We start from the raw sequence: 19038 nt of genomic DNA, 5'->3' as shown, positions 1-19038 counted from the left end.
CTAGCCGCTGGCCGTCGCGACGTGGAGCGGCTGGGCCGGCAGCAACGGCTGGTGGCGGCTGGCCAGCGACGCCTCGGCTTCGCTCACCAGTTCGGCGATGATCTCGGCGACCGGCTGGACGCTGGTCACCATGCCGACCGACTGGCCCGCCATCAGCGAGCCGTTCTCGATGTCGCCGTCGATGACCGCGCGGCGCAGCGCACCCGCCCAATAATGCTCGATCTGGAGCTGGGCCTCGGACAGCTCGACGGCGCCGGTGTCGATGTGACCGACCATCTCGCGCTGCTTGGCGGTGAACGCCTCGCTGCCAATGTTTTTCAGGGCGCGAACCGGGATGACCGGCAGGCGGCCGTCGAGCTGGACGCTGGCGACGGCGTCGCGGGCCGAGGCGCGGACGAAGGCGCGCTTGAAATTGGCATGGGCGATGCTCTCGGTGGCCGCGGCAAAGCGCGTGCCGAGCTGGACGCCGGCAGCACCCATTTCGAGATAGGCGGCGATGGCGGTGCCGCGCCCGATGCCGCCTGCAACGAAGATCGGCACGTCGCGCACGTTGGGCAGGATCTCCTGCGCCAGCACCGAGGTCGACACCGGGCCGATATGGCCGCCGGCCTCGGAGCCCTCGATGACCAGTGCATCGACGCCGGAGCGGACGAGCTTCTTGGCCAATGCGAGCGCCGGCGCGAAGCACATCAGCTTGGCGCCGTTCGACTTGATCCGCTCGATGGCGCCGCCGGGGGGCAGGCCGCCGGCGAGCACGACATGGCTGACACCGTGCTTGGCGCAGATGTCGATCAGGTCGTTCATCTGCGGGTGCAAGGTGATCAAATTCACGCCGAACGGCTTGTCGGTCATCGCCTTGGTCGCGGCGATCTCGGTGTCGAGCAGCGCGGGCGACATCGCCCCGCAGGCGATCACGCCGAAGCCGCCGGCGTTGCTGATCGCCGACACCAGGTGGCGCTCCGACACCCAGCTCATCGCGCCCGCCATGATGGCGTAGCGCGAGCCGAGGAAATCGGTGCCGCGGGCCGACAGATCGTCGAGGCGACTCATGCGGCGGCGTCCAGCCCATAAGCGGTGTGGAGAACGCGGACCGCAAGCTCGGTATATTCCTCGGCGATCAGCACGCTGACCTTGATCTCCGAGGTGGTGATCGCCTGGATGTTGATGCCGCGGTCCGCCAGCGCCTTGAACATCGTCACCGCGACGCCGGCGTGGCTGCGCATGCCGACGCCGACCACCGAGATCTTGGCGACGGCGTCGTCGGACAGCACTTCCTCATAGCCGATATCGCCGCGGATACGCGCGAGCACGTCGAGCGACAGCACCAGCTCGGTGCGCGGCACGGTGAAGGTGACGTCGGTCTTCCGGGTGGTATGGGCGATGTTCTGGACGATCATGTCGACGTTGACATTGGCCTCCGCGAGCGGCCCGAAGATCGCGGCGACGACGCCGGGGCGATCGGGAACGCCGATGACGGTTACCTTGGCTTCGTTACGATTGTACGCGACGCCGGCGATCAGTTCCTGTTCCACGATTTCATCCTCATCGACGACCATCGTGCCCGGTACGTCGCTGAAGCTCGACAGCACCTGGACACGCACTTTTTCCTTCATCGCCAGCTCGACCGAGCGGGTCTGCAGCACCTTGGCACCGACCGAGGCGAGTTCCAGCATTTCCTCATAGGTGATGCGGTCGAGCTTGCGGGCCCGCGGCACGATGCGCGGGTCGGTGGTATAGACGCCGTCGACGTCGGTGTAGATGTCGCAGCGATCGGCCTTCAATGCCGCGGCCAGCGCCACCGCCGACGTATCGGAGCCGCCGCGACCCAGCGTCGTGATCCGGCCCGCGGCATCGACGCCCTGGAAGCCCGGCATGACGACGACCATGCCACCGGCCATCGCGGCGAGTGCGGCGACGGTGTCGATGTCCTCGATCCGCGCCGAGCCGTGCGCCGCGCTGGTGTGCACCGGCAACTGCCAGCCGAGCCAGGAGCGCGCCTTCAGGCCGAGCGACTGCAAGGCGATGGCGAGCAGCCCGGCGGTGACCTGCTCGCCCGAGGCGACGACCACGTCGTATTCGCACGGATCGGCAAGCGGCGCGGCCTCGCGGCAGAAGCCGACCAGCCGGTCGGTCTCGCCGGCCATCGCGGAGACGACGACGGCGACCTCGTTGCCGCGCTCGACCTCGGCTTTGACGCGGGCGGCGACGCCGCGAATGCGCTCGATGCCGGCCATCGACGTGCCGCCGAATTTCATGACGATACGGGCCATGCTGGCTGGGACTTCCTGTGCGGCGACGTGGAGGGTTGATGAATGCGTCGCCCTGATAGAAAGACAGGGGGTGCAAAGCAAGGTAAGCCCGGCCGTTTCGGCGGTAACGACGAATCCGGCCGAGGCGGCGTTCTTCGGTGGGCTGGCAGCCGACTGGTGGGATCCCAAGGGCAGCTCGGCGATGCTGCACCGGATCAACCCGCTGCGATTGAGCTATATCCGCGACGCGGCGGTGCTGCGCTGGTCGCTGGACCCGCGCGCCCGGGCGGCGCTGGCGGGCAAGCGGGCGCTCGACGTCGGCTGTGGCGCCGGGCTGGTGACCGAGCCGCTGGCGCGCATGGGTGCGAGCGTCACCGGGATCGACGCTGCGCCCGAGAACATCGCGGTGGCGGCGCTGCATGCCGGCGCGCTGGGGGTCGAGTATCGTTGCATTTCGGTGGAGGCGCTGGCGGCCGAGGGCGCGCGCTTCGACCTGATTACCTGCCTGGAGGTCGTCGAGCATGTCGCCGACCGTGCAGCATTTCTTGCAGCATTGCGGGCGCTGCTGAGCGACGACGGGCTGCTGGTGATGTCGACGCCGAACCGCACGCCGCTGTCCTATGCGACGCTGATCGTCGGGGCGGAGCAGGTGCTGCGCTCGATCCCGCGTGGGGCGCACGACTGGAGCAAGTTCGTCCAGCCTGGTGAACTGGCGAGCGAACTGGCGCTGGCCGGGTTCGAGACGATCGATACGTCGGGAATGACATGGCGGCCGGGGACGGGTTTCGTCCTCGGCCGCGATGCCTCGGTCAATTATTTTATGACCGCGTTACCGGTCTAGCGGTACATCCATGCGCCGTTGTGGCGGTAGCGGTTGTGGTAGTAGCGACCCTGGTGGAAATAACGGCCGCGCATCTGGTGGTGCCGGCGCATCTGACGACGGTCGTGACGCATCTCGCGGCGATCGTGGCGGATTTCCTGGCGGCCGTGGCGCATTTCCATGCGGTCGTGGCGGCCGGGCTGGGCCTCGGCAGCGACGCCGGTGGTCAGGGTCGCAAGGGCCGCAAAGGCGATAAGCAGGCGTTTCATCGTCATACTCCAAATGTTACGAGGGCCGAACGTCGCTAGCGCCGATTGGTTGCGCTAGTAGAACAGATTGCGGACAACCCGGATGACGCTGCCGTTGTAGGTGCGGATCAGCAGGGCGTCGGGTCCGACGCGGATCCAGCGGGTGCCCGGGCGGGCGTAGTCGAGGCGGTAGCCGACCGGATTGCCGATCCAGTAGCGCTGGCCCCAATAGGCGCGCGGCAGGTAGGCGCCGGTGTTCCAGCTGCGATAGCCATAGCCGCGTGGGTGGTAGTAGCTGCCGGCCCGGAAGCGCTCGCCGCGGTAGCCGCGGTCATAGCCGCCCCGGCGGTCGTCGCGGAACTCACGCCGGTCGCGGCGGAAATCGCGGCGGTCCTCGCGCAGTTCGCGGCGGTCCTCCCGGATCTCGCGGCGGTCGTGGCGATATTCGCCGGGCTGGGCCTGGGCCGCCAACGGCATGGCCAGGCTGGCAAAAGCGATGGAAGCTAGAATGAACTTACGCATGACACCTCTCCCATGTTTGGTACGCAACGCAACTTACTAACTCGTGCAGTGCGGAATATTTCCGCACCGAAACTGGTGGATCAGCCGCGCAGCGGAACGACGCGCAACACGACGCGGTCGTAGTTCCGGACCAGCAGCGCCGAATCGCGGATCGCGATCCAGTGGGTCGAACGCGGCGCATAGGGCAGGCCGATCCGGTCGGGGTGAACGATCCACGAGCGGTTGCCGAGTTGGCCGGGCAACTGCCGTCCGGTCAGCCAGCTGTAGCTGACCCGCCGCGAACCCTGGCCGCGCCACTCGCCGCGATCATTGCCATACCCGCGACGGTCGTCGCCATAGCCTCGACGGTCGTCGCGACTGTCATAGCCACGATCGTCATAGGCCTGGTCGCGCCCGTCATAGCCACCCTGGTAACGATCCTGGATGTCGTCCCGATCATAGCCCTGGACACCAGAGTATCCGCCACGATCGTCATAACGCTGACCGTTATAGTCTTGGGCCAATACAGGCGTCGCGACAGAAGCGGCCAGTATTGCTCCGAGGATCAACTTGCGCATTGCTGCTCTCCGCTTCCATCCGATTGGCTACGAGTGATTCGAGCCATGCAATGCTGATTCGCATTTGTCGGGTGAACGGAGTCTGAGGCGTGTTGTTAGCGGCTGTTCATGTAGGATGTTGCTGCGCCGTCCCCCTCCCCCTGGCGCTGCGCACCGCCTCCCCCCGCGGGGGGAGGTCGCCCGGGAGAGGGGCCTCCCCTTTAGAGGAAGCGCGCCACCACGTCGCGGTAGCTGCGGCTGACCTTCACCTGCGTGCTGCTGCCCAGCACCAGGAAGCACTCGCCGTTGGTGTGCGGCTTGACCGACTTGACGTTGTCGAGGTTGACGATCGTCGAGCGGTGGATGCGCTGGAATTTGCGCGGGTCGAGGCGCTTCTCGAGGTCCTTCATCGTCTCGCGCAGGATCAGCGTCTGGTCGGCGGTGTAGATGCACATATAGTCGCCGGCCGCGTCGATGCGCTCGATATCGGCGACCTCGACCCGGAAGATCTGGCCGCGATCCTTGATGTTGATGACGCGCTCGAAGCGATTCGCCGCGTGCTCCTCGTTACCCGTCAGGTCCTCTGGCATCGCCTCGGGGGCGACTTCCGACAGGATCTCCTTGAGGCGCTCGGTCTCCTCGCCGGCGCGGCGCTCGCTGAGGCGCTGGCGGACGCGCTCGATGGTCTGGGCCAGCCGCTCCTCCTCGACCGGCTTGAGCAGGTAATCGACGGCGTGTGCCTCGAACGCCTTGAGTGCGTGTTCGAGATGCGCGGTGACGAAGACGAACAGCGGCGGCTCGACCTCGGCCAGCCCGCTGACGACGGAGAAGCCGTCGAAGCCCGGCATCTGGATGTCGAGGAAGACCAGGTCGGGTTTCAAGGTCTTGATGGCGCGGATCGCCTCGCGGCCGTTGGCGCAGCGCTCGACGATCTCGACGTCTTCGAAGGCGGCCAGACGTAGTTCGAGCCCGCGGATCGCCAGCGGCTCGTCGTCAACCAGGATAGTACGGATTGTCATTTAAGCGATTTCCCTCGGGCCCCCGAGTGTTTGCGCCGGTCGTGGCTCGGCCCGTGGTTCGAGCCGGGCTTCTGAGCTTTTCGGGTCGAAACCCTTGCCCTCGAACGACTGATACGGAATGTCGATGAGGACGATCAAGCCCTGCGGCTCATTATCCTCCAGTTCGAAGCGTTGATCCTCGCCATAAGCCTGGATCAGGCGTTCCCGGATATTGCCGAGCCCGACCCCTGTCCCCGAAATGGAGGCCGGGATGACGCCATTCAACCCCCGGGCGTTCAAGCCCGGCCCGGTATCGGCGATGGTGATGACCAGCCGCTCGCCCATCAGCCGGGCGTCGATATGGATATCGGCGCCTTCTTCCAGAGGTGTGATGGCGTATTTGATGGCGTTCTCGACGATCGGCTGGAGCAGCAGCGACGGCATCCGCGCGTCCATCGCATTCGGCGCGATATCGAAACGCGTGCGCAGCCGATCCTCGAAGCGGGTGCGCTCGATGTCGAGATACAGCTTCAGCGCCTCCGCCTCCTGCGCCACCGTCGCCATGCCCTCCATGCCCCCGACCAGCGAATATCGCAGGAAGGAACTGAGTCGCGACAACATGGCATTGGCCCGCGCCGTATCCTTCAGCAGCACCAGTGTGGAGATCGAGTTGAGCGTATTGAACAGGAAATGCGGATTAAGCTGATAGCGCAGCATCTCCAGCTGCGCCGAGCTGGCCTGCGCCGCGACCTTGATCATGCGCTGCGACTGGGCCGCGAGCAGCAGATAGTAATTGATCCCGTAGTAGAGCCCGGTCCACGCCCCAAGGACGGCGAAGTCGAGCAGGATGGCGCCGAGGAACTCGATGCCCTGTGGCTGCCAGCCCGGCTCGTAGAAGGTCGCGTGCGCCCAGACCTCCAGCACCGAGAACAGCGCCGAGCTGGCGCCGACGATGACCAGCGTCACGGTCCAGACGAACACCGGCTTCATGCGGATGACCCGGCGATATGCCGCCGCCATCAGCAGCGTCAGCGAGAAACCGGTGGCGGTGACGATCAGCGTCGGCAGGACGAAGGTCAGGCCCATCGCGTTGGCGAGGCCGCCGAGCGCCCGGAGCAGCAGGTAAGCGCCCCAGCCACCGCCCTGCAGCAGCCAGAAGGCGCGGTTCTTGTCCGAGAAAAACGTCTCGTCGCGGAGGGTTGCGAGCGGCATCGCCCTACCCTAGCACCGCAATCGCCAAAACGTCAGTCCTCCGGCGCGATCGCCACTTCGAGGCCGTCCATCGCGTCGGTAAAGGCGATCTGGCACGACAGGCGCGACGAGGCGACGCGGTTGTCTGAGCTGTCGAGCAGATCGTCCTCGTCGCCGCTGGCGGTACCGGTGACCGGCAGCCAGTCGGGCGCGACATGGACATGGCAGGTGGCGCAGGAGCAGGAGCCGCCGCACAGCGCCAGCAGCTCGTCCATGCCGGCGTCGCGGATGATCTCCATCACCGACAGGCCGGCCTCGCCGTCCAGTTCATGGGCCTTGCCGCTACGGTCGGTGACGATCAGTTTCGGCATGGTGCTTCCTGTTGGCGCGGTGCGAGCTTCCCGCCTATTAGCGGGCATGGATTATCAATCAACCGGCCATAACGCATGGGCCTGACCGCCGACCACATCCGGCACGGTATGGACAGCCTGGCGGCGCTCGACCAGCGCGTCGCGGTCGCACTCGCGCGCGCCGGTTATCCGGAACCACGCATCAACGCGCGCGGCGCGGCGACGCTGATGCGGACGATCATCGGGCAGCAGGTTTCGGTCAAGGCGGCGGCGAGCATCTGGACACGGTTCGAAGCGGCGGTCGGCGGCTTCGACGACCTGCACCGCATCCTCGAAGTGCCGGTCGAGACGCTGCGCGGCGCCGGCCTGTCGGGGCAGAAGGCGACCTATGTCCGCAGTCTGGCGGAGGCAGTCGTGTCTGGCGCGCTCGACTTCGACAACCTCCCCGAGGACGACGAGGAGGCGATCAAGGCGCTGGTCGCGGTCAAGGGCATCGGTCGCTGGTCGGCGGAAATCTATCTGCTGTTCGCCGAGGGGCGCAAGGACATCTGGCCGGCGGGTGACCTGGCGGTGCAGGTCCAGCTCGGCCGCATCCTCGGGCTGGAGGGCAAGCCATCGGAGAAGCTGACCCGCGAACTCGTCGAGCATCTGCGCCCGCACCGCGGCGCGCTGGCGATCTTCATGTGGCATGATTACCAGATCGTGGTGATCTGAGATGCTGCACATCACCAGCCACTCCAACCCGACGATCAAGGCGATCCGCGCCCTGCGCGACAAGAAGCACCGCCGCGATACCGGGCTGTTCATGGCCGAGGGCCTGCGCATCTGCGCCGAGGCGGTGGAGGCCGGGCAGGTGCCGCGCCAGCTGGTCTATGCCGAGGATGCCCGTGCCCACCCGCTGATCGAAAAGCTGGCGGGCATCGTCGAGGCATCGGGCGGCACGGTCATCGAGACCAGCCGCGACATCCTCCACAAGCTGACCGAGAAGGACAACCCGCAGGCTGTGGTCGGCGTGTTCCGCCAGACCGCGACGACGCTGGAGGCGCTGGACCGGTCGACCGCGGCGATCTGGGTGGTGGTGGAATCGCTCAAGGACCCGGGTAACCTCGGCACCATGCTGCGGACCTGCGACGCGACCGGCGCGGGCGGGGTGATCCTGCTCGACGCCTCGTGCGATCCGTTCAGCGTCGAGGCGGTGCGGGCGTCGATGGGGGCGCTGTTCACCCGGACGGTCGTCCAGACCGACGGGCCGAGCTTCCTGCGCTGGCTACGCACCGGGCCGGGAATGCTGGCCGGGGCGGCGCTGGAGGGGGCGCGGGATTACCGCAGCGTCAGCTATACTGCGCCGACGTTCGTGTTCATGGGCAATGAGCAATCGGGCCTGCCGCCGGAATATGCCGAGGCCTGTGACGAACTCGTCAAGCTGCCGATGCTGGGCAAGGCCGACAGCCTGAACGTCGCCGTGGCCTGCGCCGTGCTGCTGTACGAGGTGCTCGACCAGATCCGCCGCTGATCGGATTTATTGATAAGCTGCGACGATATTATGCAGCTTTCGCGTTGAGCCGCCTGGGTAGATCAGGACTGCACATTCACTCGAAAGGCAGTCCGCGATGAGCAAGGTCCTGGTTCTCTATTACTCCACCTACGGTCACATCGAGACCATGGCGAACGCGATCGCCGAGGGTGCCCGCGCCGCCGGTGCGACCGTCGACGTCAAGCGCGTGCCGGAGACGGTGCCGGAGGAGATCGCCAAGGCCGGCCATTTCAAGCTCGACCAGGCTGCCCCGATCGCGACCGTCGCCGAGCTGGCGAACTACGACGCGATCATCGTCGGCACCGGGACGCGCTTCGGCCGCATGTCGTCGCAGATGGCGGCGTTCTTCGACCAGGCCGGCGGCCTGTGGGCGACCGGCGCGCTGAACGGCAAGGTCGGCGGCGCCTTCACCTCGACCGCCAGTCAGCACGGCGGCCAGGAAACGACGCTGTTCTCGATCATCACCAACCTGATGCACTTCGGCATGACCATCGTCGGCCTGCCCTATAGCCACCAGGGCCAGATGAGCGTCGACGAGATCGTCGGCGGCGCCCCATATGGCGCCACCACGGTTGCCGGCGGCGACGGTGCGCGCCAGCCGACCGCCATCGATCTTGCCGGTGCGCGCCACCAGGGCGAGCTCATTGCCAAGACCGCGAACAAGCTGTTCGCCTGAGCCTCAGGCGGCCTGCGCTTGCCGTCGGCGTTCAGCCGGCCCGCGCCTCGGAGCGCGGGCCGTCGGGCAGCACGACCTGGCGAATGGCGGTGCCCTTCGCCAGGTTGTCGAACAGCGTGTTGATCTCCGACATCGAGCCGACCGAGGTGAGCAGCCGCTCGACCGGCAAGCGCCCGGCCCGCCACAGGCCGATGTAGCGCGGCACGTCGCGCGCCGGGATGCACGAGCCGAGATAGCTGCCGATGATCGTCTTGCCGTCGCCGACCAGGCTGACCGCGGGGATCGAGAACATTTCCGCCGGATTGGGCAGGCCGACGGTGACGACCCGCCCGCCGCGCCGGGTCAGCGCATAGGCCGCCTCCAACACCCGCGCCTTGCCGACCGTCTCGACCACCATGTCGGGCTTGCCGCCGAGCAGCGCCTCGATGCCGGCGGCGGCGTCCTCAGGCGCGAAGGCGGCGGTCGCGCCGAGTTCGACGGCGAGGTCGCGCTTGGCGGCGACCGGGTCGATGGCGAACACCGGGTTGGCACCGCCGGCCAACGCCCCGAGCACGGCGGACAGCCCGACACCGCCAAGGCCATAGACCGCGACGCTTTCGCCCGCCTGCAGCGCCGCCGAGTTGAGCACTGCGCCGACGCCGGTCAGCACCGCGCAGCCGAACAGCGCGGCGATCTCGACCGGGATGTCCTTGTCGATCTTGACCACCGAGCGCCGGTCGATGACCGCATGATCGGCAAAGGCGGAGACGCCCTGGTGGTGGTGGACGTCATGGCCGTCATGGTCGTGCAGCCGCAGCCCGCCGCGCAACAGCTCGCCCTTGCCGTTCGCCACCGCGCCGTGCGGGCACATATAGGCCTCGCCGCTGCGGCACTGGACGCACTCGCCGCACGGCGGCAGGAAGGTCAGCACGACCCGGTCGCCGACCGCGTACATCGTGTCGCCGGGATCGCCCAGCGTGACCACCGTCGCCACCGCCTCATGCCCCAGCGCCATCGGCATCGGGCGCGGCCGGTCGCCGTTGATCACTGACAGGTCGGAATGGCACAGGCCCGCCGCGTCGATCCGGACCAGCAGCTCGCCGAAACGCGGCGGGTCGAGCTCCAGCGTCGCCAGCGTCAGCGGCTGCGTCTCCGCATAGGGCGACGGCGTGCCAAGCGTGTCGAGAACGGCGGCGGTGATCTTCATTCCAGTCTCCGGAGCGGATTATCCAGCCACCCTGTGCCATGCCTGCCAAGCCTGCAGCAAGCGGGCCATGGCCGGTAACCGGCTTGCCCTGCCACCCGTGTTCGCGTCATAGCGCGGCGATGACCGTGTTTCGCCCCGCCACCCTCGCCGATCTCACGCCGCTGCGCGAACTGGTCGAGAGCGCCTTTCGCGGCGACTCGTCGCGAGGCGGCTGGACGCACGAGGCCGACCTGCTCGACGGCCCGCGCACCGACGACGCGACGCTGGCGGCGATCATCGCCGATCCGGGCCAGACGATGCTGCTGGCCGAGGGCAAGAGCGGGCTGACCGGCTGCGTGCTGGTCGCCGACAAGGGCGACGGGCTCAGCAGCCTCGGGATGTTGTCGGTGGCACCGGGCCTGCAGGCGGCGGGACTGGGCCGCTGGCTGATCGAGCGCGCCGAGGCACTCGCCGCCCGCACCTATGGCGCGTCGCGAATGGAGATGACGGTAGTCGGTGTACGCGCCGAGCTCATCGCCTGGTACGAACGCCGCGGCTATCGGCGCACCGGTGAGACCCGGCCGTTTCCGGCAGTCCACCGCATGCGCCCAGGCGTGACGCCGGCGGACCTGGAGTTCGCAGTGCTGGAGCGCGACCTGAGGGCGACCGACGCCGGATAGGGCTCGACCCGGCTATTTCCGCTTGCCGAGTTCGTGCCAGCTTTTCTCGCCGATCTCGACGTCGAACTTTTTGGCGGCCGCCTTGATACGCTTCCAGGCTTCGTCGCGCTCGGCGTCGGTGACGTCCTTGACCTGGTCGAAGCGGGCCAGCGCGTTGCGGACGTGCTTCGCATCCTCCAACGGCTCCTTCCGCTGCTTGGGAAACGCGAACTTGCTGTCGCCGAGTTCGTCGCGATCCTTGCTGTCGAGCGTCGCCATCTTCGCCTCCGCCTGCGCTGCGATCACGGAAAACCGCGCCGCCGTCGCACGGTTCCGAAGCGTCAGCGATCCTCCGCCAGCCGCCCGTAAAGGTCGGGACGCCGGTCGCGGAAGAAGCCGAAGGCGGCGCGGTTGGCGCGGACTTCCTCCAGGTCGAAGCTGGCGATGACGTGGCCGGTCTCGTCGGTGGTCAGCTCGGACAGGATGTCGCCGCGCTGGTCGGCGATGAAGCTGTTGCCATAGAAGCGCTGGTCCTCCTCGACGCCGGTGCGGTTGGCGGCGACGACGGGCACGACGTTCGACACCGCATGGCCGACCATGGCGCGGATCCACATGCGGCGCGTGTCGAGGTTGGGCTCGGCGGGCTCGGAGCCGATGGCGGTCGGGTAGAACAGGATCTCCGCGCCCATCAGCATCATGGCGCGCGCCGTCTCCGGGAACCACTGGTCCCAGCAGATGCCGACGCCGATGCGCCCGTGCCGCGTGTCCCAGACCTTGAAGCCGGTGTTGCCGGGGCGGAAGTAGAATTTCTCCTCATAGCCCGGGCCGTCGGGGATATGGCTCTTGCGGTAGATGCCCATCACCTCGCCGCGATCATCGATCATCGCCAGCGAGTTGTAGTAATGCGGCCCGTCGCGCTCGAAGAAGCTTGCGGGGATGTAGGTGCCCGTTTCCTTCGCGACCTTCTGCATCGCCTCGATCGCGGGATGAGCCGTTGCCGGGAAGGCGCGCGAGAAGAAGCTGTCGTGCTCGTGGCGGCAGAAATAATAGCCCTGGAACAGCTCCGGCGGCAGGATGACCTGGGCCCCTGCCGCCGCGGCCTTGCGCACCTCGGCAACGGTCGCGGCGATGTCGGCATCCATCTCGTCGGTGAAGGCGAGCTGGAGCGCCGCGGCGGTGATCGTCATAGGCTGGGGACCTGCTGGGTGATGCAGTGGAAGCTGCCGCCGCCGGTCAGGATATGGTCGGCGCGCAGGCCGACAACCTTGCGGGTCGGGAACAGCGCGGCGATGGCGGCGACCGCGGCGTCTTCATATGGCGTGCCATAGGTCGGCACGACGACGGCGCTGTTGGCGATGTAGAAGTTCATGTGGCTGGCGGGGACGATCTCGCCATCGCGTTCGACGCGGCCCGGCGACGGGATGGTGACGATATCGAGACCGTAGTCGCGGGCCCGCTCGTGAGCGTCGGCAAAGACATCGGCGTTGGGATCGTCGCTGCCCGAGGCCGAGGGCAGCGCGAGCAGGCCGGGGGCGACGAAGCGCGCCAGATTGTCGACATGACCGTCGGTGTGATCGTTGGCCAGCCCCTCGCCGAGCCACAGCAGCCGGTCGATGCCGAGGTCACGGCGCAGGTGCGACTCGATTCCCGCACGGTCGAGGTGCGGGTTGCGGTTCGGATTCAGCAGGCACGCCTCGGTGGTGACCGCCAGGCCGCTGCCCTCGATGTCGATCGCGCCGCCCTCCAGCACCCAGTCGTGGCGGGCCAGCGGCAGCCCGGCAGCGCCCGCGACGAAGGCCGCGACGCCGTCGTCGCCGGGAAGGTCGTACTTGCCGCCCCAGCCGTTGAAGCGGAAACCAGCACCCGCCAGCCCTGCCGGCGACGACAGGATCAGGGGGCCGGTATCGCGCAGCCAGATGTCCCCGAAGGCATAGAGGTGGAAACCGACATCGGCACCCGCCAGTGCGGCGCGGGCCGCGGCCTCGGCGGCTTCGTTGGCGACCAGCAACTCGACGCGTTCACCGGCCGCGATAGCGCGGACCATCGCCGCCACTTCGGCCTGCGCCGGGACGAGATCATCCTCCCAAAGCTCGGGATGCGAGGGAAAGGCGGTCCAGCAGGCGCTGTGCGGCGCCCATTCGGCGGGCTGGCGGGCGCTCACTTGGCGAACTCGGCGCGGCTCTTGTCGCGGACGGCGCGGAATTCGGCGGTCGGATACCAGTTCGGCCAGGCGCTGCTGTTCGCGAGCTGGCGGTTGAAAGTGTAATAGGCCTGCAGGTCCTCGACCGCGCCGCTCCAGTCCCAGCTCGGGTCGTATTGGTCGGACGGCTGGTGGTAGCGCTTGGTCGTGTAATCGTCGGCGAGCGACTGGCCATAAGCCTTGCCGCTGTGCGCCGCGTCCTTGCCGATGACGTCGTTGCCGCTCTCGGCCGCGAGCATGGGAACGCCGACCTTGGCGAAGCTGAAATGGTCGGAGCGGTAGTAGCCGCCCTTTTCAGGCTTGCTCTCGGGAGCGACCGAACGCCCCTGCTTCGCAGCGATGGCGACGAACATCGGCTCGATCTCCGACTTGCCGGCACCGGTAATGGTGACGTCGCGCACCCGGCCGATCACGCTCATCACGTCCATGTTCACTCCGCCCGCTGTCAAACCCAGCGGGTAGATAGGATGTTCGGCGTAATATTGCGATCCGAGCAGCCCCGATTCCTCGGCAGTGACGGCGATGAAGACCTGGCTGCGCGCCGTCGGCGTATCGCGCTTCGCCTCGGTGGCGAGTGCCAGCAGGCCGGCGACCCCGCTGGCGTTGTCGAGCGCACCATTGCAGATGTCGTCGCCGGTCTTGTCCGCCGGGCAACGGCCGAGATGGTCCCAGTGCGCCGTGTAGAGCACAGTTTCGTTCGGCCGCGACTTGCCGGGCAGGATGCCGACGACGTTCTGCGAAGCGGTATAGGCAACGCTGTTGTCGAGCGAGACCGACGCGGTCAGCCGGCCCATCGGCACCGCCTTGAAGCCCGGCTTGGCCGCAGCAAGCTCGAGCGCGGCGAAGTCGAGACCGGCGGCGGCGAACAGCTTGTCGGACGCCGGCTTGGTGACCCAGCCCTCGATGAGGGTGCGCGATGCGCCCTTGTCGGCGGTCGCGAGGTGCTGCTTGGCGACACTGTTGGACGTCACGACGACGCCGAACGGATAGGCGGCAGGCTCGGTCTGGTGGATGATCATGGCGCCGGCGGCACCCTGGCGGGCCGCCTCCTCGAACTTGTAGATCCAGCGACCGTAATAGGTCATGGCGCGACCGCCGAAGTCGCCCTTCAGGTCGGTGTTGCGCCAATCGGGGTCATTGACGAGGATGACGGCGGTCTTGCCGCGCATGTCGAGGCCGGCATAGTCGTTCCAGCCGTGTTCCGGCGCGACGACGCCGTAGCCGACGAAGACCAAAGGCGAGTCCTTGAGGTCGACATGGCGCTGCTCGTGGCGGGTCCAGACGACCTCGTCATCGACGAACTTCAGGGCGATCGGGGCGGCGCCGCCGTTGATGGTCAGGCCCGCGGTGGCGGGATCGGCCTTGATGGTGACCAGCGGCACGTCCTGGGTCCACTTGCCGTGGTTGCCCGGCTTCAGGCCGATCGCCTGCATGCGCTGGATGATGTAGGCGACGGCCTTGTCGCCGCCGGGGGTGCCGGGCTTGCGACCCTCGAAGGCGTCGGAGCTCAGGACCTGGGTGTCGCGCTTGAGCTCGACGTCGGTGATCCGGGCAGATGCGGCGGTGGTGGCAAGCAGGGCAACCACGAACAAGGACAATTTCATCGGGGACTCCGGCGGTGTGACCGGGGCTGAGTGCCAGTCAATCGCCGTCAGGCGCAACCCCTTGCAGTTCCGGGTCGACGGCTTCGGCGGTGCGACCCTTGAAGCCCTGGGCGACGACGTACCATTCGCTCGAATCCTTGCGGCTGGCGGGGGGCTTGGCGTGCTTTATGCTTTTGAAATGGCGCTTCAGCTCGGTGACGAGCGTGGTGTCGGCGCCGCCCGCCAGGACCTTGGCGACGAAGGCACCGCCGGGCTCCAGCATGTCGACGGCAAAGGCCAGCGCGGTCTCGACCAGCCCCATGGTGCGGATGTGGTCGGTCATGCGGTGGCCGACGGTGTTCGCCGCCATGTCGGACAGCACCAGCTGGGCATCGCCGCCGAGCGTGTCGCGCAGCAGATCCTCGGTGTCTTCGTCGAGGATATCCTTCTGGAAGAAGGTCACGCCGGCGATGGGTTCCATGACCAGCAGGTCGATCGCCACGACCTTGGTGCGCGGCTTGGCCTTGGTGATGACCTGGCACCAACCGCCGGGTGCGGAGCCGAGGTCGATGACCCGCTCGACGCCCTTCAACAGCCCGAAGCGCTCGTCGAGCTCGATCAGCTTGAATGCCGAGCGGCTGCGCCAACCTGCTGCTTTCGCTGCCTTCACATAGGGATCGTTAAGCTGGCGGGCGAGCCAGGTGTTCGACGACACGGTGCGGCGCTTGGCGGTCAGCACCCGCGTCCGGCCGCCTTGCGAGCGACCCGAGCCGCCGCCGCTGCCTGGTGATTGGCTCATCAGCGGGCGCCCTGGATCATGAGAGTTCTTAAAATGCCTTCGCGGATACCGCGATCGGCGACACGGACGTGCTCCGACGGCCATTGCCGCAGGATCGCGTCGAGAATGGCGCAACCGGCGACGACGAGGTCGGCACGCTCCTGCCCGATGCACTGGACCTGGGCGCGTTCGGCGGGCGAACGGCACGCCAGCATCGCGCATATTTCGTGCATGGAGCGGGCGGTGACCGTACAGCCATCGACCACCCGGCGGTCATAGGCGGCCAGGCCGAGGTGGACGCTGGCCAGTGTGGTGATCGTCCCGCTGGTGCCGAGCAATTGCAGCGGCCCCGGTGCGGCACGGGCGACGGCCTCGGCAAAGCGGCCGAAATGCGCCGAAACACGGGCGCACATCCGTTCATAGGCAGGCTCGCGTTCGTCGATCTCGAGGTACGTGTCCTCGGTCTCGGCCAGCGATACGACGCCCCAGGGAATGCTGACCCACTCCGAGATTATCGCCTCGCCGCGCGCGCCCTTCTGCACCAGGATCAGCTCGGTCGAGCCGCCGCCGATGTCGAAGACCAGCGCCGGCGGGCCGTCGCAGTCGATCAGCGACTGGCAGCCGAGGACCGCCAGCCGGGCTTCCTCCGCCGGGGTGATGACGTCTAACGCGATGCCGGTCTCGGCATAGACCCGGTCGATGAAGGCGGCGCCGTTGGTGGCGCGGCGGCAGGCCTCGGTGGCGACGTTGCGGGTGATCGTGACGTCGCGACGGCGCAGCTTGTCGGCACAGATCCTGAGGGCATCGACGGCGCGGTCCTGCGCTGCGTCGGACAGGCGGCCGGTCTGGACCATGCCCTCGCCGAGGCGGACGATGCGCGAAAAGGCGTCGACGATGGTGAAGCCGTGGCTGGCCGGACGGGCGATCAGCAGGCGGCAATTATTGGTGCCGAGGTCGAGCGCACCGAAGGTACGGCGTTGCGGTCGCGCGACCTGGCGGATATCGACACGGACTTCGGGCGGTGGCGCGGCCAGCCCCACGGCCCCGCTGTTGAACGGCATGATAATCGCCTCGGGCACCTTGCCGGCACGGGTTACGCACCGGTCACTTAACACGGTTGTAACCGGCGTGGGTCTTTTCGGCAACAGGGCGTGGCAGGACTTCGTTAACCACGGCCCGGGGCAAGACGTCCCACCCGGGAGTCCCCGGCGCGGGGAGGGCAGGCTTAGATCGAGTAGTGTTCGCGGACGATGGCCCAGGCTTCCTCGGCGCTGTCGACCATGTGGAACAGCTCCAGGTCGGCGTGATTGATCGTGCCCTCGTCGGCCAGTGCCTCGAAGTTGATGATCTTGTTCCAGAACTCGCGCCCGAACAGGACGATCGGCATGGCCGCGACCTTGCCGGTCTGGATCAGCGTCAGCAGCTCGAACATCTCGTCGAAGGTGCCGAAGCCGCCCGGGAACACCGCGACGGCCTTGGCGCGCATCAGGAAGTGCATCTTGCGCAGCGCGAAATAGTGGAACTGGAAACTCAGGCCCGGCGTGACGTACGGGTTCGGCACCTGCTCGAACGGCAGCACGATGTTGAGCCCGACCGAGGGCGCGCCGACGTCAGCTGCGCCGCGGTTCGCCGCCTCCATGATCGACGGTCCGCCGCCGGAGCAAACGGTGAAATAGCGCTGCATGGCGCCCTCGCCCGACACCATCCGCGCCAGCCGCCGGGCTTCCTCGTAATAGACCGACTTGGCCTTGAGGCTCTCGGCGATGGCGCGCTCGCGGTCCGTCTTGGCATTGTCGACCAGCGCCTGCGCATCCTCCGGCGCCGGGATGCGTGCCGAGCCGTAGAAGACGAACATCGACTTGATGCCCGCCTCGGCCAGCGCCAGGTCGGCCTTGGCGAGTTCGAGCTGCAACCGCACCGGCCGCATCTCGTCCTTCAGCAGGAAGTCGTTGTCCTGGAACGCCAGCGCATAGGCCGGATGCTCGGTCTGCGGCACGGAGGTCGGCTTGTTGGCGGTCGCCGCCTCGCTGCGGGCGGTGGGAAACAGGCGTTCGGGAAGATTCGGATGCATCGCTTGGTCTCGGCGGTTGGGCCGGGGGGTCTAGGCGCGTTTGGCGGGAATGTCAGCAGGGCTGGTGCCGCGAAAGCCCTGCCCCGGCCCTGCGACGGGCGGAGGAGCGGATAGGACCATCGACCCACAGGCAAGACCGTTCCGGCCTTGACCCCCCGGTTTTCGCCTCTACAAGCGCCGACGGGCCACGCCGCCCCAACGCGGCGCGTGCTCTCTGTGAGGAGAGAACAGAATGAATCGTCCCGACGCACGTCCTATTCGCGCGCATTTTTCGTCCGGCCCTTGTGCCAAACGCCACGGCTGGTCCGCCGGCGCCCTCGCCACCGAAAGCCTCGGTCGCTCGCATCGTTCCAAGATCGGCAAGGCGCGCTTGAAGCTCGCCATCGACCTCACGCGCGAGGTCCTGCAGGTCCCGGCGACGCACCGTATCGCCATCGTCCCTGCCTCAGACACCGGCGCCTATGAGATGGCGATGTGGTCGCTGCTCGGCGCTCGCCCGGTGACCATGCTGGCGTGGGAGAGCTTTGGCGAAGGCTGGGTCACCGACGCGCTCAAGCAGCTCAAGATTGATCCCGAGGTCATCACCGCGCCTTATGGTGAGCTGCCCGACCTGACGCGCGTCCAGCAGAGCCATGACGTCTGCTTCACCTCGAACGGCACCACCTCGGGCGTTCGCATTCCGAACTACGACTGGATCCGCGACGACCGCGAAGGCCTGATGCTCGCCGACGCGACCAGCGCGGTGTTCGCGCAGGGCGTCGACTGGACCAAGGTCGATGTGCTGACCTTCAGCTGGCAGAAGGCGCTGGGCGGCGAAGGCGGCCACGGCGTGCTGATCCTGGGACCACGCGCCGTCGAGCGGCTGGAAAGCTATGTCCCGGCCTGGCCGTTGCCGAAGATCTTCCGCCTGACCTCGAAGGGCAAGCTGATCGAGGGGCTGTTCAGCGGCGAGACGATCAACACGCCGTCGATGCTGGCGGTCGAGGATTATATCGACGCGCTGGAATGGGCGAGGTCGATCGGCGGGCTGGTCGAGATGTCGGCGCGGGCGGATGCCAATGCGCAGGCGCTCGATCGCTGGGTCCAGAAGACGCCGTGGATCGCGCACCTGGCAGGCGACTCGCACACGCGGTCGAACACCAGCGTCTGCCTTACGCTGCCGGACGCGTCGCCCGACGTGCCGAAGCAGATCGCGGCGCTGCTGGAAAAGGAAGGCGTGGCGTTCGACATCGGCGGGTATCGCGACGCACCGCCGGGCTTGCGCATCTGGTGCGGGTCGACGGTCGACACCAGCGATATCGAGGCGCTCGGGCCGTGGCTCGACTGGGCGCATTCGGAAGTCACTGGCGCTTAGCTCCTATCCCGGAACGGGAGGGGCTGGGGGTGGGTCTTGCACCCGCCCAGATCTCGCCCGTTGAAGACCCACCCCTAGCCCCTCCCGTTCCAGGAGGGGGACAA

At 67.4% G+C, this 19038-nt stretch carries 22 protein-coding genes; 6 read left to right on the top strand and 16 right to left on the bottom strand.

Annotated features, from left to right (window positions below; genetic code table 11):
- Positions 1-1050 (bottom strand): NAD(P)H-dependent flavin oxidoreductase, encoded by a 1050-nt coding sequence (locus tag ACOFKW_RS09960; protein WP_419813999.1) that lies wholly within the window; start codon positions 1048-1050, stop codon positions 1-3.
- On the bottom strand, positions 1047-2270 hold the full coding sequence (locus ACOFKW_RS09955; RefSeq protein WP_419813998.1) for an aspartate kinase: 1224 nt from the start codon (positions 2268-2270) through the stop codon (positions 1047-1049). Before ACOFKW_RS09955 ends, ACOFKW_RS09960 begins: the two co-directional genes overlap by 4 nt.
- Positions 2271-2340: 70 nt before the next feature.
- On the opposite strand from ACOFKW_RS09955, the gene ubiG reads away from it, so the two are divergent.
- Positions 2341-3090, top strand: a complete 750-nt coding sequence (ubiG, locus tag ACOFKW_RS09950; protein ID WP_419813997.1) for a bifunctional 2-polyprenyl-6-hydroxyphenol methylase/3-demethylubiquinol 3-O-methyltransferase UbiG — start codon at positions 2341-2343, stop codon at positions 3088-3090.
- Here the strand turns inward: ubiG and ACOFKW_RS09945 are convergent.
- The 6 genes from ACOFKW_RS09945 to ACOFKW_RS09920 all read right to left on the bottom strand — a co-directional run bounded on the left by ACOFKW_RS09945 (position 3087) and on the right by ACOFKW_RS09920 (position 6935).
- Positions 3087-3338, bottom strand: coding sequence for a hypothetical protein (locus ACOFKW_RS09945; RefSeq protein WP_419813996.1), 252 nt, complete (start codon positions 3336-3338; stop codon positions 3087-3089). The genes ubiG and ACOFKW_RS09945 overlap by 4 nt on opposite strands.
- Before the next feature lie 54 nt (positions 3339-3392).
- Positions 3393-3839, bottom strand: coding sequence for an RcnB family protein (locus ACOFKW_RS09940; protein WP_419813995.1), 447 nt, complete (start codon positions 3837-3839; stop codon positions 3393-3395).
- An 80-nt stretch (positions 3840-3919) separates the two neighbouring features.
- On the bottom strand, positions 3920-4396 hold the full coding sequence (locus ACOFKW_RS09935) for a hypothetical protein (protein ID WP_419813994.1): 477 nt from the start codon (positions 4394-4396) through the stop codon (positions 3920-3922).
- 200 nt (positions 4397-4596) lie between these two features.
- Positions 4597-5394 carry a LytR/AlgR family response regulator transcription factor gene (locus tag ACOFKW_RS09930; protein ID WP_419813993.1) on the bottom strand — a complete coding sequence of 266 codons (798 nt, stop codon included), beginning with the start codon at positions 5392-5394 and terminating at the stop codon, positions 4597-4599.
- The gene (locus tag ACOFKW_RS09925; RefSeq protein WP_419813992.1) at positions 5395-6585 is read right to left on the bottom strand and encodes a sensor histidine kinase; all 1191 of its coding nucleotides are present in this window, start codon (positions 6583-6585) and stop codon (positions 5395-5397) included. It lies immediately after the preceding gene.
- 32 nt (positions 6586-6617) lie between these two features.
- On the bottom strand, positions 6618-6935 hold the full coding sequence (locus tag ACOFKW_RS09920; protein WP_419813991.1) for a 2Fe-2S iron-sulfur cluster-binding protein: 318 nt from the start codon (positions 6933-6935) through the stop codon (positions 6618-6620).
- 75 nt (positions 6936-7010) lie between these two features.
- Here ACOFKW_RS09920 and ACOFKW_RS09915 point away from each other — a divergent pair, with 75 nt between their 5' ends.
- The 3 genes from ACOFKW_RS09915 to wrbA all read left to right on the top strand — a co-directional run bounded on the left by ACOFKW_RS09915 (position 7011) and on the right by wrbA (position 9124).
- The gene (locus ACOFKW_RS09915) at positions 7011-7628 is read left to right on the top strand and encodes a DNA-3-methyladenine glycosylase family protein (protein WP_419813990.1); all 618 of its coding nucleotides are present in this window, start codon (positions 7011-7013) and stop codon (positions 7626-7628) included.
- A 1-nt stretch (position 7629) separates the two neighbouring features.
- Positions 7630-8427 (top strand): TrmH family RNA methyltransferase, encoded by a 798-nt coding sequence (locus ACOFKW_RS09910; RefSeq protein ID WP_419813989.1) that lies wholly within the window; start codon positions 7630-7632, stop codon positions 8425-8427.
- Positions 8428-8524: 97 nt separating this feature from the next.
- Positions 8525-9124 (top strand): NAD(P)H:quinone oxidoreductase, encoded by a 600-nt coding sequence (gene wrbA, locus ACOFKW_RS09905; RefSeq protein ID WP_419813988.1) that lies wholly within the window; start codon positions 8525-8527, stop codon positions 9122-9124.
- Between the two features lie 31 nt (positions 9125-9155).
- Here the strand turns inward: wrbA and ACOFKW_RS09900 are convergent, their stop codons facing one another.
- Positions 9156-10310, bottom strand: a complete 1155-nt coding sequence (locus ACOFKW_RS09900) for a zinc-binding dehydrogenase (RefSeq protein WP_419813987.1) — start codon at positions 10308-10310, stop codon at positions 9156-9158.
- 119 nt (positions 10311-10429) lie between these two features.
- Between ACOFKW_RS09900 and ACOFKW_RS09895 the strand changes: the two genes are divergently transcribed.
- Positions 10430-10969 carry a GNAT family N-acetyltransferase gene (locus ACOFKW_RS09895; RefSeq protein ID WP_419813986.1) on the top strand — a complete coding sequence of 180 codons (540 nt, stop codon included), beginning with the start codon at positions 10430-10432 and terminating at the stop codon, positions 10967-10969.
- A 12-nt stretch (positions 10970-10981) separates the two neighbouring features.
- Here the strand turns inward: ACOFKW_RS09895 and ACOFKW_RS09890 are convergent, their stop codons facing one another.
- The 7 genes from ACOFKW_RS09890 to ACOFKW_RS09860 all read right to left on the bottom strand — a co-directional run bounded on the left by ACOFKW_RS09890 (position 10982) and on the right by ACOFKW_RS09860 (position 17580).
- Positions 10982-11254: a DUF6582 domain-containing protein gene (locus tag ACOFKW_RS09890; protein ID WP_419813985.1), complete on the bottom strand. Its 273-nt coding sequence runs from the start codon at positions 11252-11254 to the stop codon at positions 10982-10984.
- Between the two features lie 35 nt (positions 11255-11289).
- Positions 11290-12135 (bottom strand): N-carbamoylputrescine amidase, encoded by an 846-nt coding sequence (gene aguB, locus ACOFKW_RS09885; RefSeq protein ID WP_419813984.1) that lies wholly within the window; start codon positions 12133-12135, stop codon positions 11290-11292.
- Entirely contained in the window at positions 12132-13109 is a 978-nt protein-coding gene (locus ACOFKW_RS09880) for an agmatine deiminase family protein (RefSeq protein WP_419813983.1), read from the bottom strand. The genes aguB and ACOFKW_RS09880 overlap by 4 nt, the downstream gene beginning before the upstream one ends.
- On the bottom strand, positions 13106-14752 hold the full coding sequence (locus tag ACOFKW_RS09875) for a M28 family metallopeptidase (RefSeq protein WP_419813982.1): 1647 nt from the start codon (positions 14750-14752) through the stop codon (positions 13106-13108). Before ACOFKW_RS09875 ends, ACOFKW_RS09880 begins: the two co-directional genes overlap by 4 nt.
- A 37-nt stretch (positions 14753-14789) precedes the next feature.
- Entirely contained in the window at positions 14790-15530 is a 741-nt protein-coding gene (locus tag ACOFKW_RS09870; protein WP_419813981.1) for an RlmE family RNA methyltransferase, read from the bottom strand.
- On the bottom strand, positions 15530-16570 hold the full coding sequence (locus tag ACOFKW_RS09865) for a Ppx/GppA phosphatase family protein (protein ID WP_419813980.1): 1041 nt from the start codon (positions 16568-16570) through the stop codon (positions 15530-15532). The genes ACOFKW_RS09870 and ACOFKW_RS09865 overlap by 1 nt, the downstream gene beginning before the upstream one ends.
- A gap of 164 nt (positions 16571-16734) precedes the next feature.
- Entirely contained in the window at positions 16735-17580 is an 846-nt protein-coding gene (locus tag ACOFKW_RS09860) for a TIGR00730 family Rossman fold protein (RefSeq protein ID WP_419813979.1), read from the bottom strand.
- 232 nt (positions 17581-17812) lie between these two features.
- On the opposite strand from ACOFKW_RS09860, the gene ACOFKW_RS09855 reads away from it, so the two are divergent.
- Positions 17813-18934, top strand: a complete 1122-nt coding sequence (locus ACOFKW_RS09855; RefSeq protein ID WP_419813978.1) for a phosphoserine transaminase — start codon at positions 17813-17815, stop codon at positions 18932-18934.
- Positions 18935-19038: the final 104 nt, after the last annotated feature.

It is taken from the genome of Glacieibacterium sp. (genome assembly GCF_965200405.1).
Lineage (GTDB): Bacteria > Pseudomonadota > Alphaproteobacteria > Sphingomonadales > Sphingomonadaceae > Glacieibacterium.
This window is presented reverse-complemented; position numbering and strand designations above follow the sequence as displayed.

Bases quoted from the DNA above. Each gene is read 5' to 3' on its own strand.
- ACOFKW_RS09875 (WP_419813982.1), bottom strand. From the start codon at position 14,752: ATGAAATTGTCCTTGTTCGTGGTTGCCCTGCTTGCCACCACCGCCGCA.
- aguB (WP_419813984.1), bottom strand. From the start codon at position 12,135: ATGACGATCACCGCCGCGGCGCTCCAGCTCGCCTTCACCGACGAGATG.
- ACOFKW_RS09915 (WP_419813990.1), top strand. From the start codon at position 7,011: ATGGGCCTGACCGCCGACCACATCCGGCACGGTATGGACAGCCTGGCG.
- ACOFKW_RS09855 (WP_419813978.1), top strand. From the start codon at position 17,813: ATGAATCGTCCCGACGCACGTCCTATTCGCGCGCATTTTTCGTCCGGC.
- ACOFKW_RS09895 (WP_419813986.1), top strand. From the start codon at position 10,430: ATGACCGTGTTTCGCCCCGCCACCCTCGCCGATCTCACGCCGCTGCGC.
- ACOFKW_RS09865 (WP_419813980.1), bottom strand. From the start codon at position 16,570: ATGCCGTTCAACAGCGGGGCCGTGGGGCTGGCCGCGCCACCGCCCGAA.
- ACOFKW_RS09960 (WP_419813999.1), bottom strand. From the start codon at position 1,050: ATGAGTCGCCTCGACGATCTGTCGGCCCGCGGCACCGATTTCCTCGGC.
- ACOFKW_RS09920 (WP_419813991.1), bottom strand. From the start codon at position 6,935: ATGCCGAAACTGATCGTCACCGACCGTAGCGGCAAGGCCCATGAACTG.
- wrbA (WP_419813988.1), top strand. From the start codon at position 8,525: ATGAGCAAGGTCCTGGTTCTCTATTACTCCACCTACGGTCACATCGAG.
- ACOFKW_RS09930 (WP_419813993.1), bottom strand. From the start codon at position 5,394: ATGACAATCCGTACTATCCTGGTTGACGACGAGCCGCTGGCGATCCGC.
- ACOFKW_RS09955 (WP_419813998.1), bottom strand. From the start codon at position 2,270: ATGGCCCGTATCGTCATGAAATTCGGCGGCACGTCGATGGCCGGCATC.
- ACOFKW_RS09935 (WP_419813994.1), bottom strand. From the start codon at position 4,396: ATGCGCAAGTTGATCCTCGGAGCAATACTGGCCGCTTCTGTCGCGACG.
- ACOFKW_RS09900 (WP_419813987.1), bottom strand. From the start codon at position 10,310: ATGAAGATCACCGCCGCCGTTCTCGACACGCTTGGCACGCCGTCGCCC.
- ACOFKW_RS09925 (WP_419813992.1), bottom strand. From the start codon at position 6,585: ATGCCGCTCGCAACCCTCCGCGACGAGACGTTTTTCTCGGACAAGAAC.
- ACOFKW_RS09860 (WP_419813979.1), bottom strand. From the start codon at position 17,580: ATGCATCCGAATCTTCCCGAACGCCTGTTTCCCACCGCCCGCAGCGAG.
- ACOFKW_RS09940 (WP_419813995.1), bottom strand. From the start codon at position 3,839: ATGCGTAAGTTCATTCTAGCTTCCATCGCTTTTGCCAGCCTGGCCATG.
- ACOFKW_RS09870 (WP_419813981.1), bottom strand. From the start codon at position 15,530: ATGAGCCAATCACCAGGCAGCGGCGGCGGCTCGGGTCGCTCGCAAGGC.
- ACOFKW_RS09910 (WP_419813989.1), top strand. From the start codon at position 7,630: ATGCTGCACATCACCAGCCACTCCAACCCGACGATCAAGGCGATCCGC.
- ACOFKW_RS09945 (WP_419813996.1), bottom strand. From the start codon at position 3,338: ATGAAACGCCTGCTTATCGCCTTTGCGGCCCTTGCGACCCTGACCACC.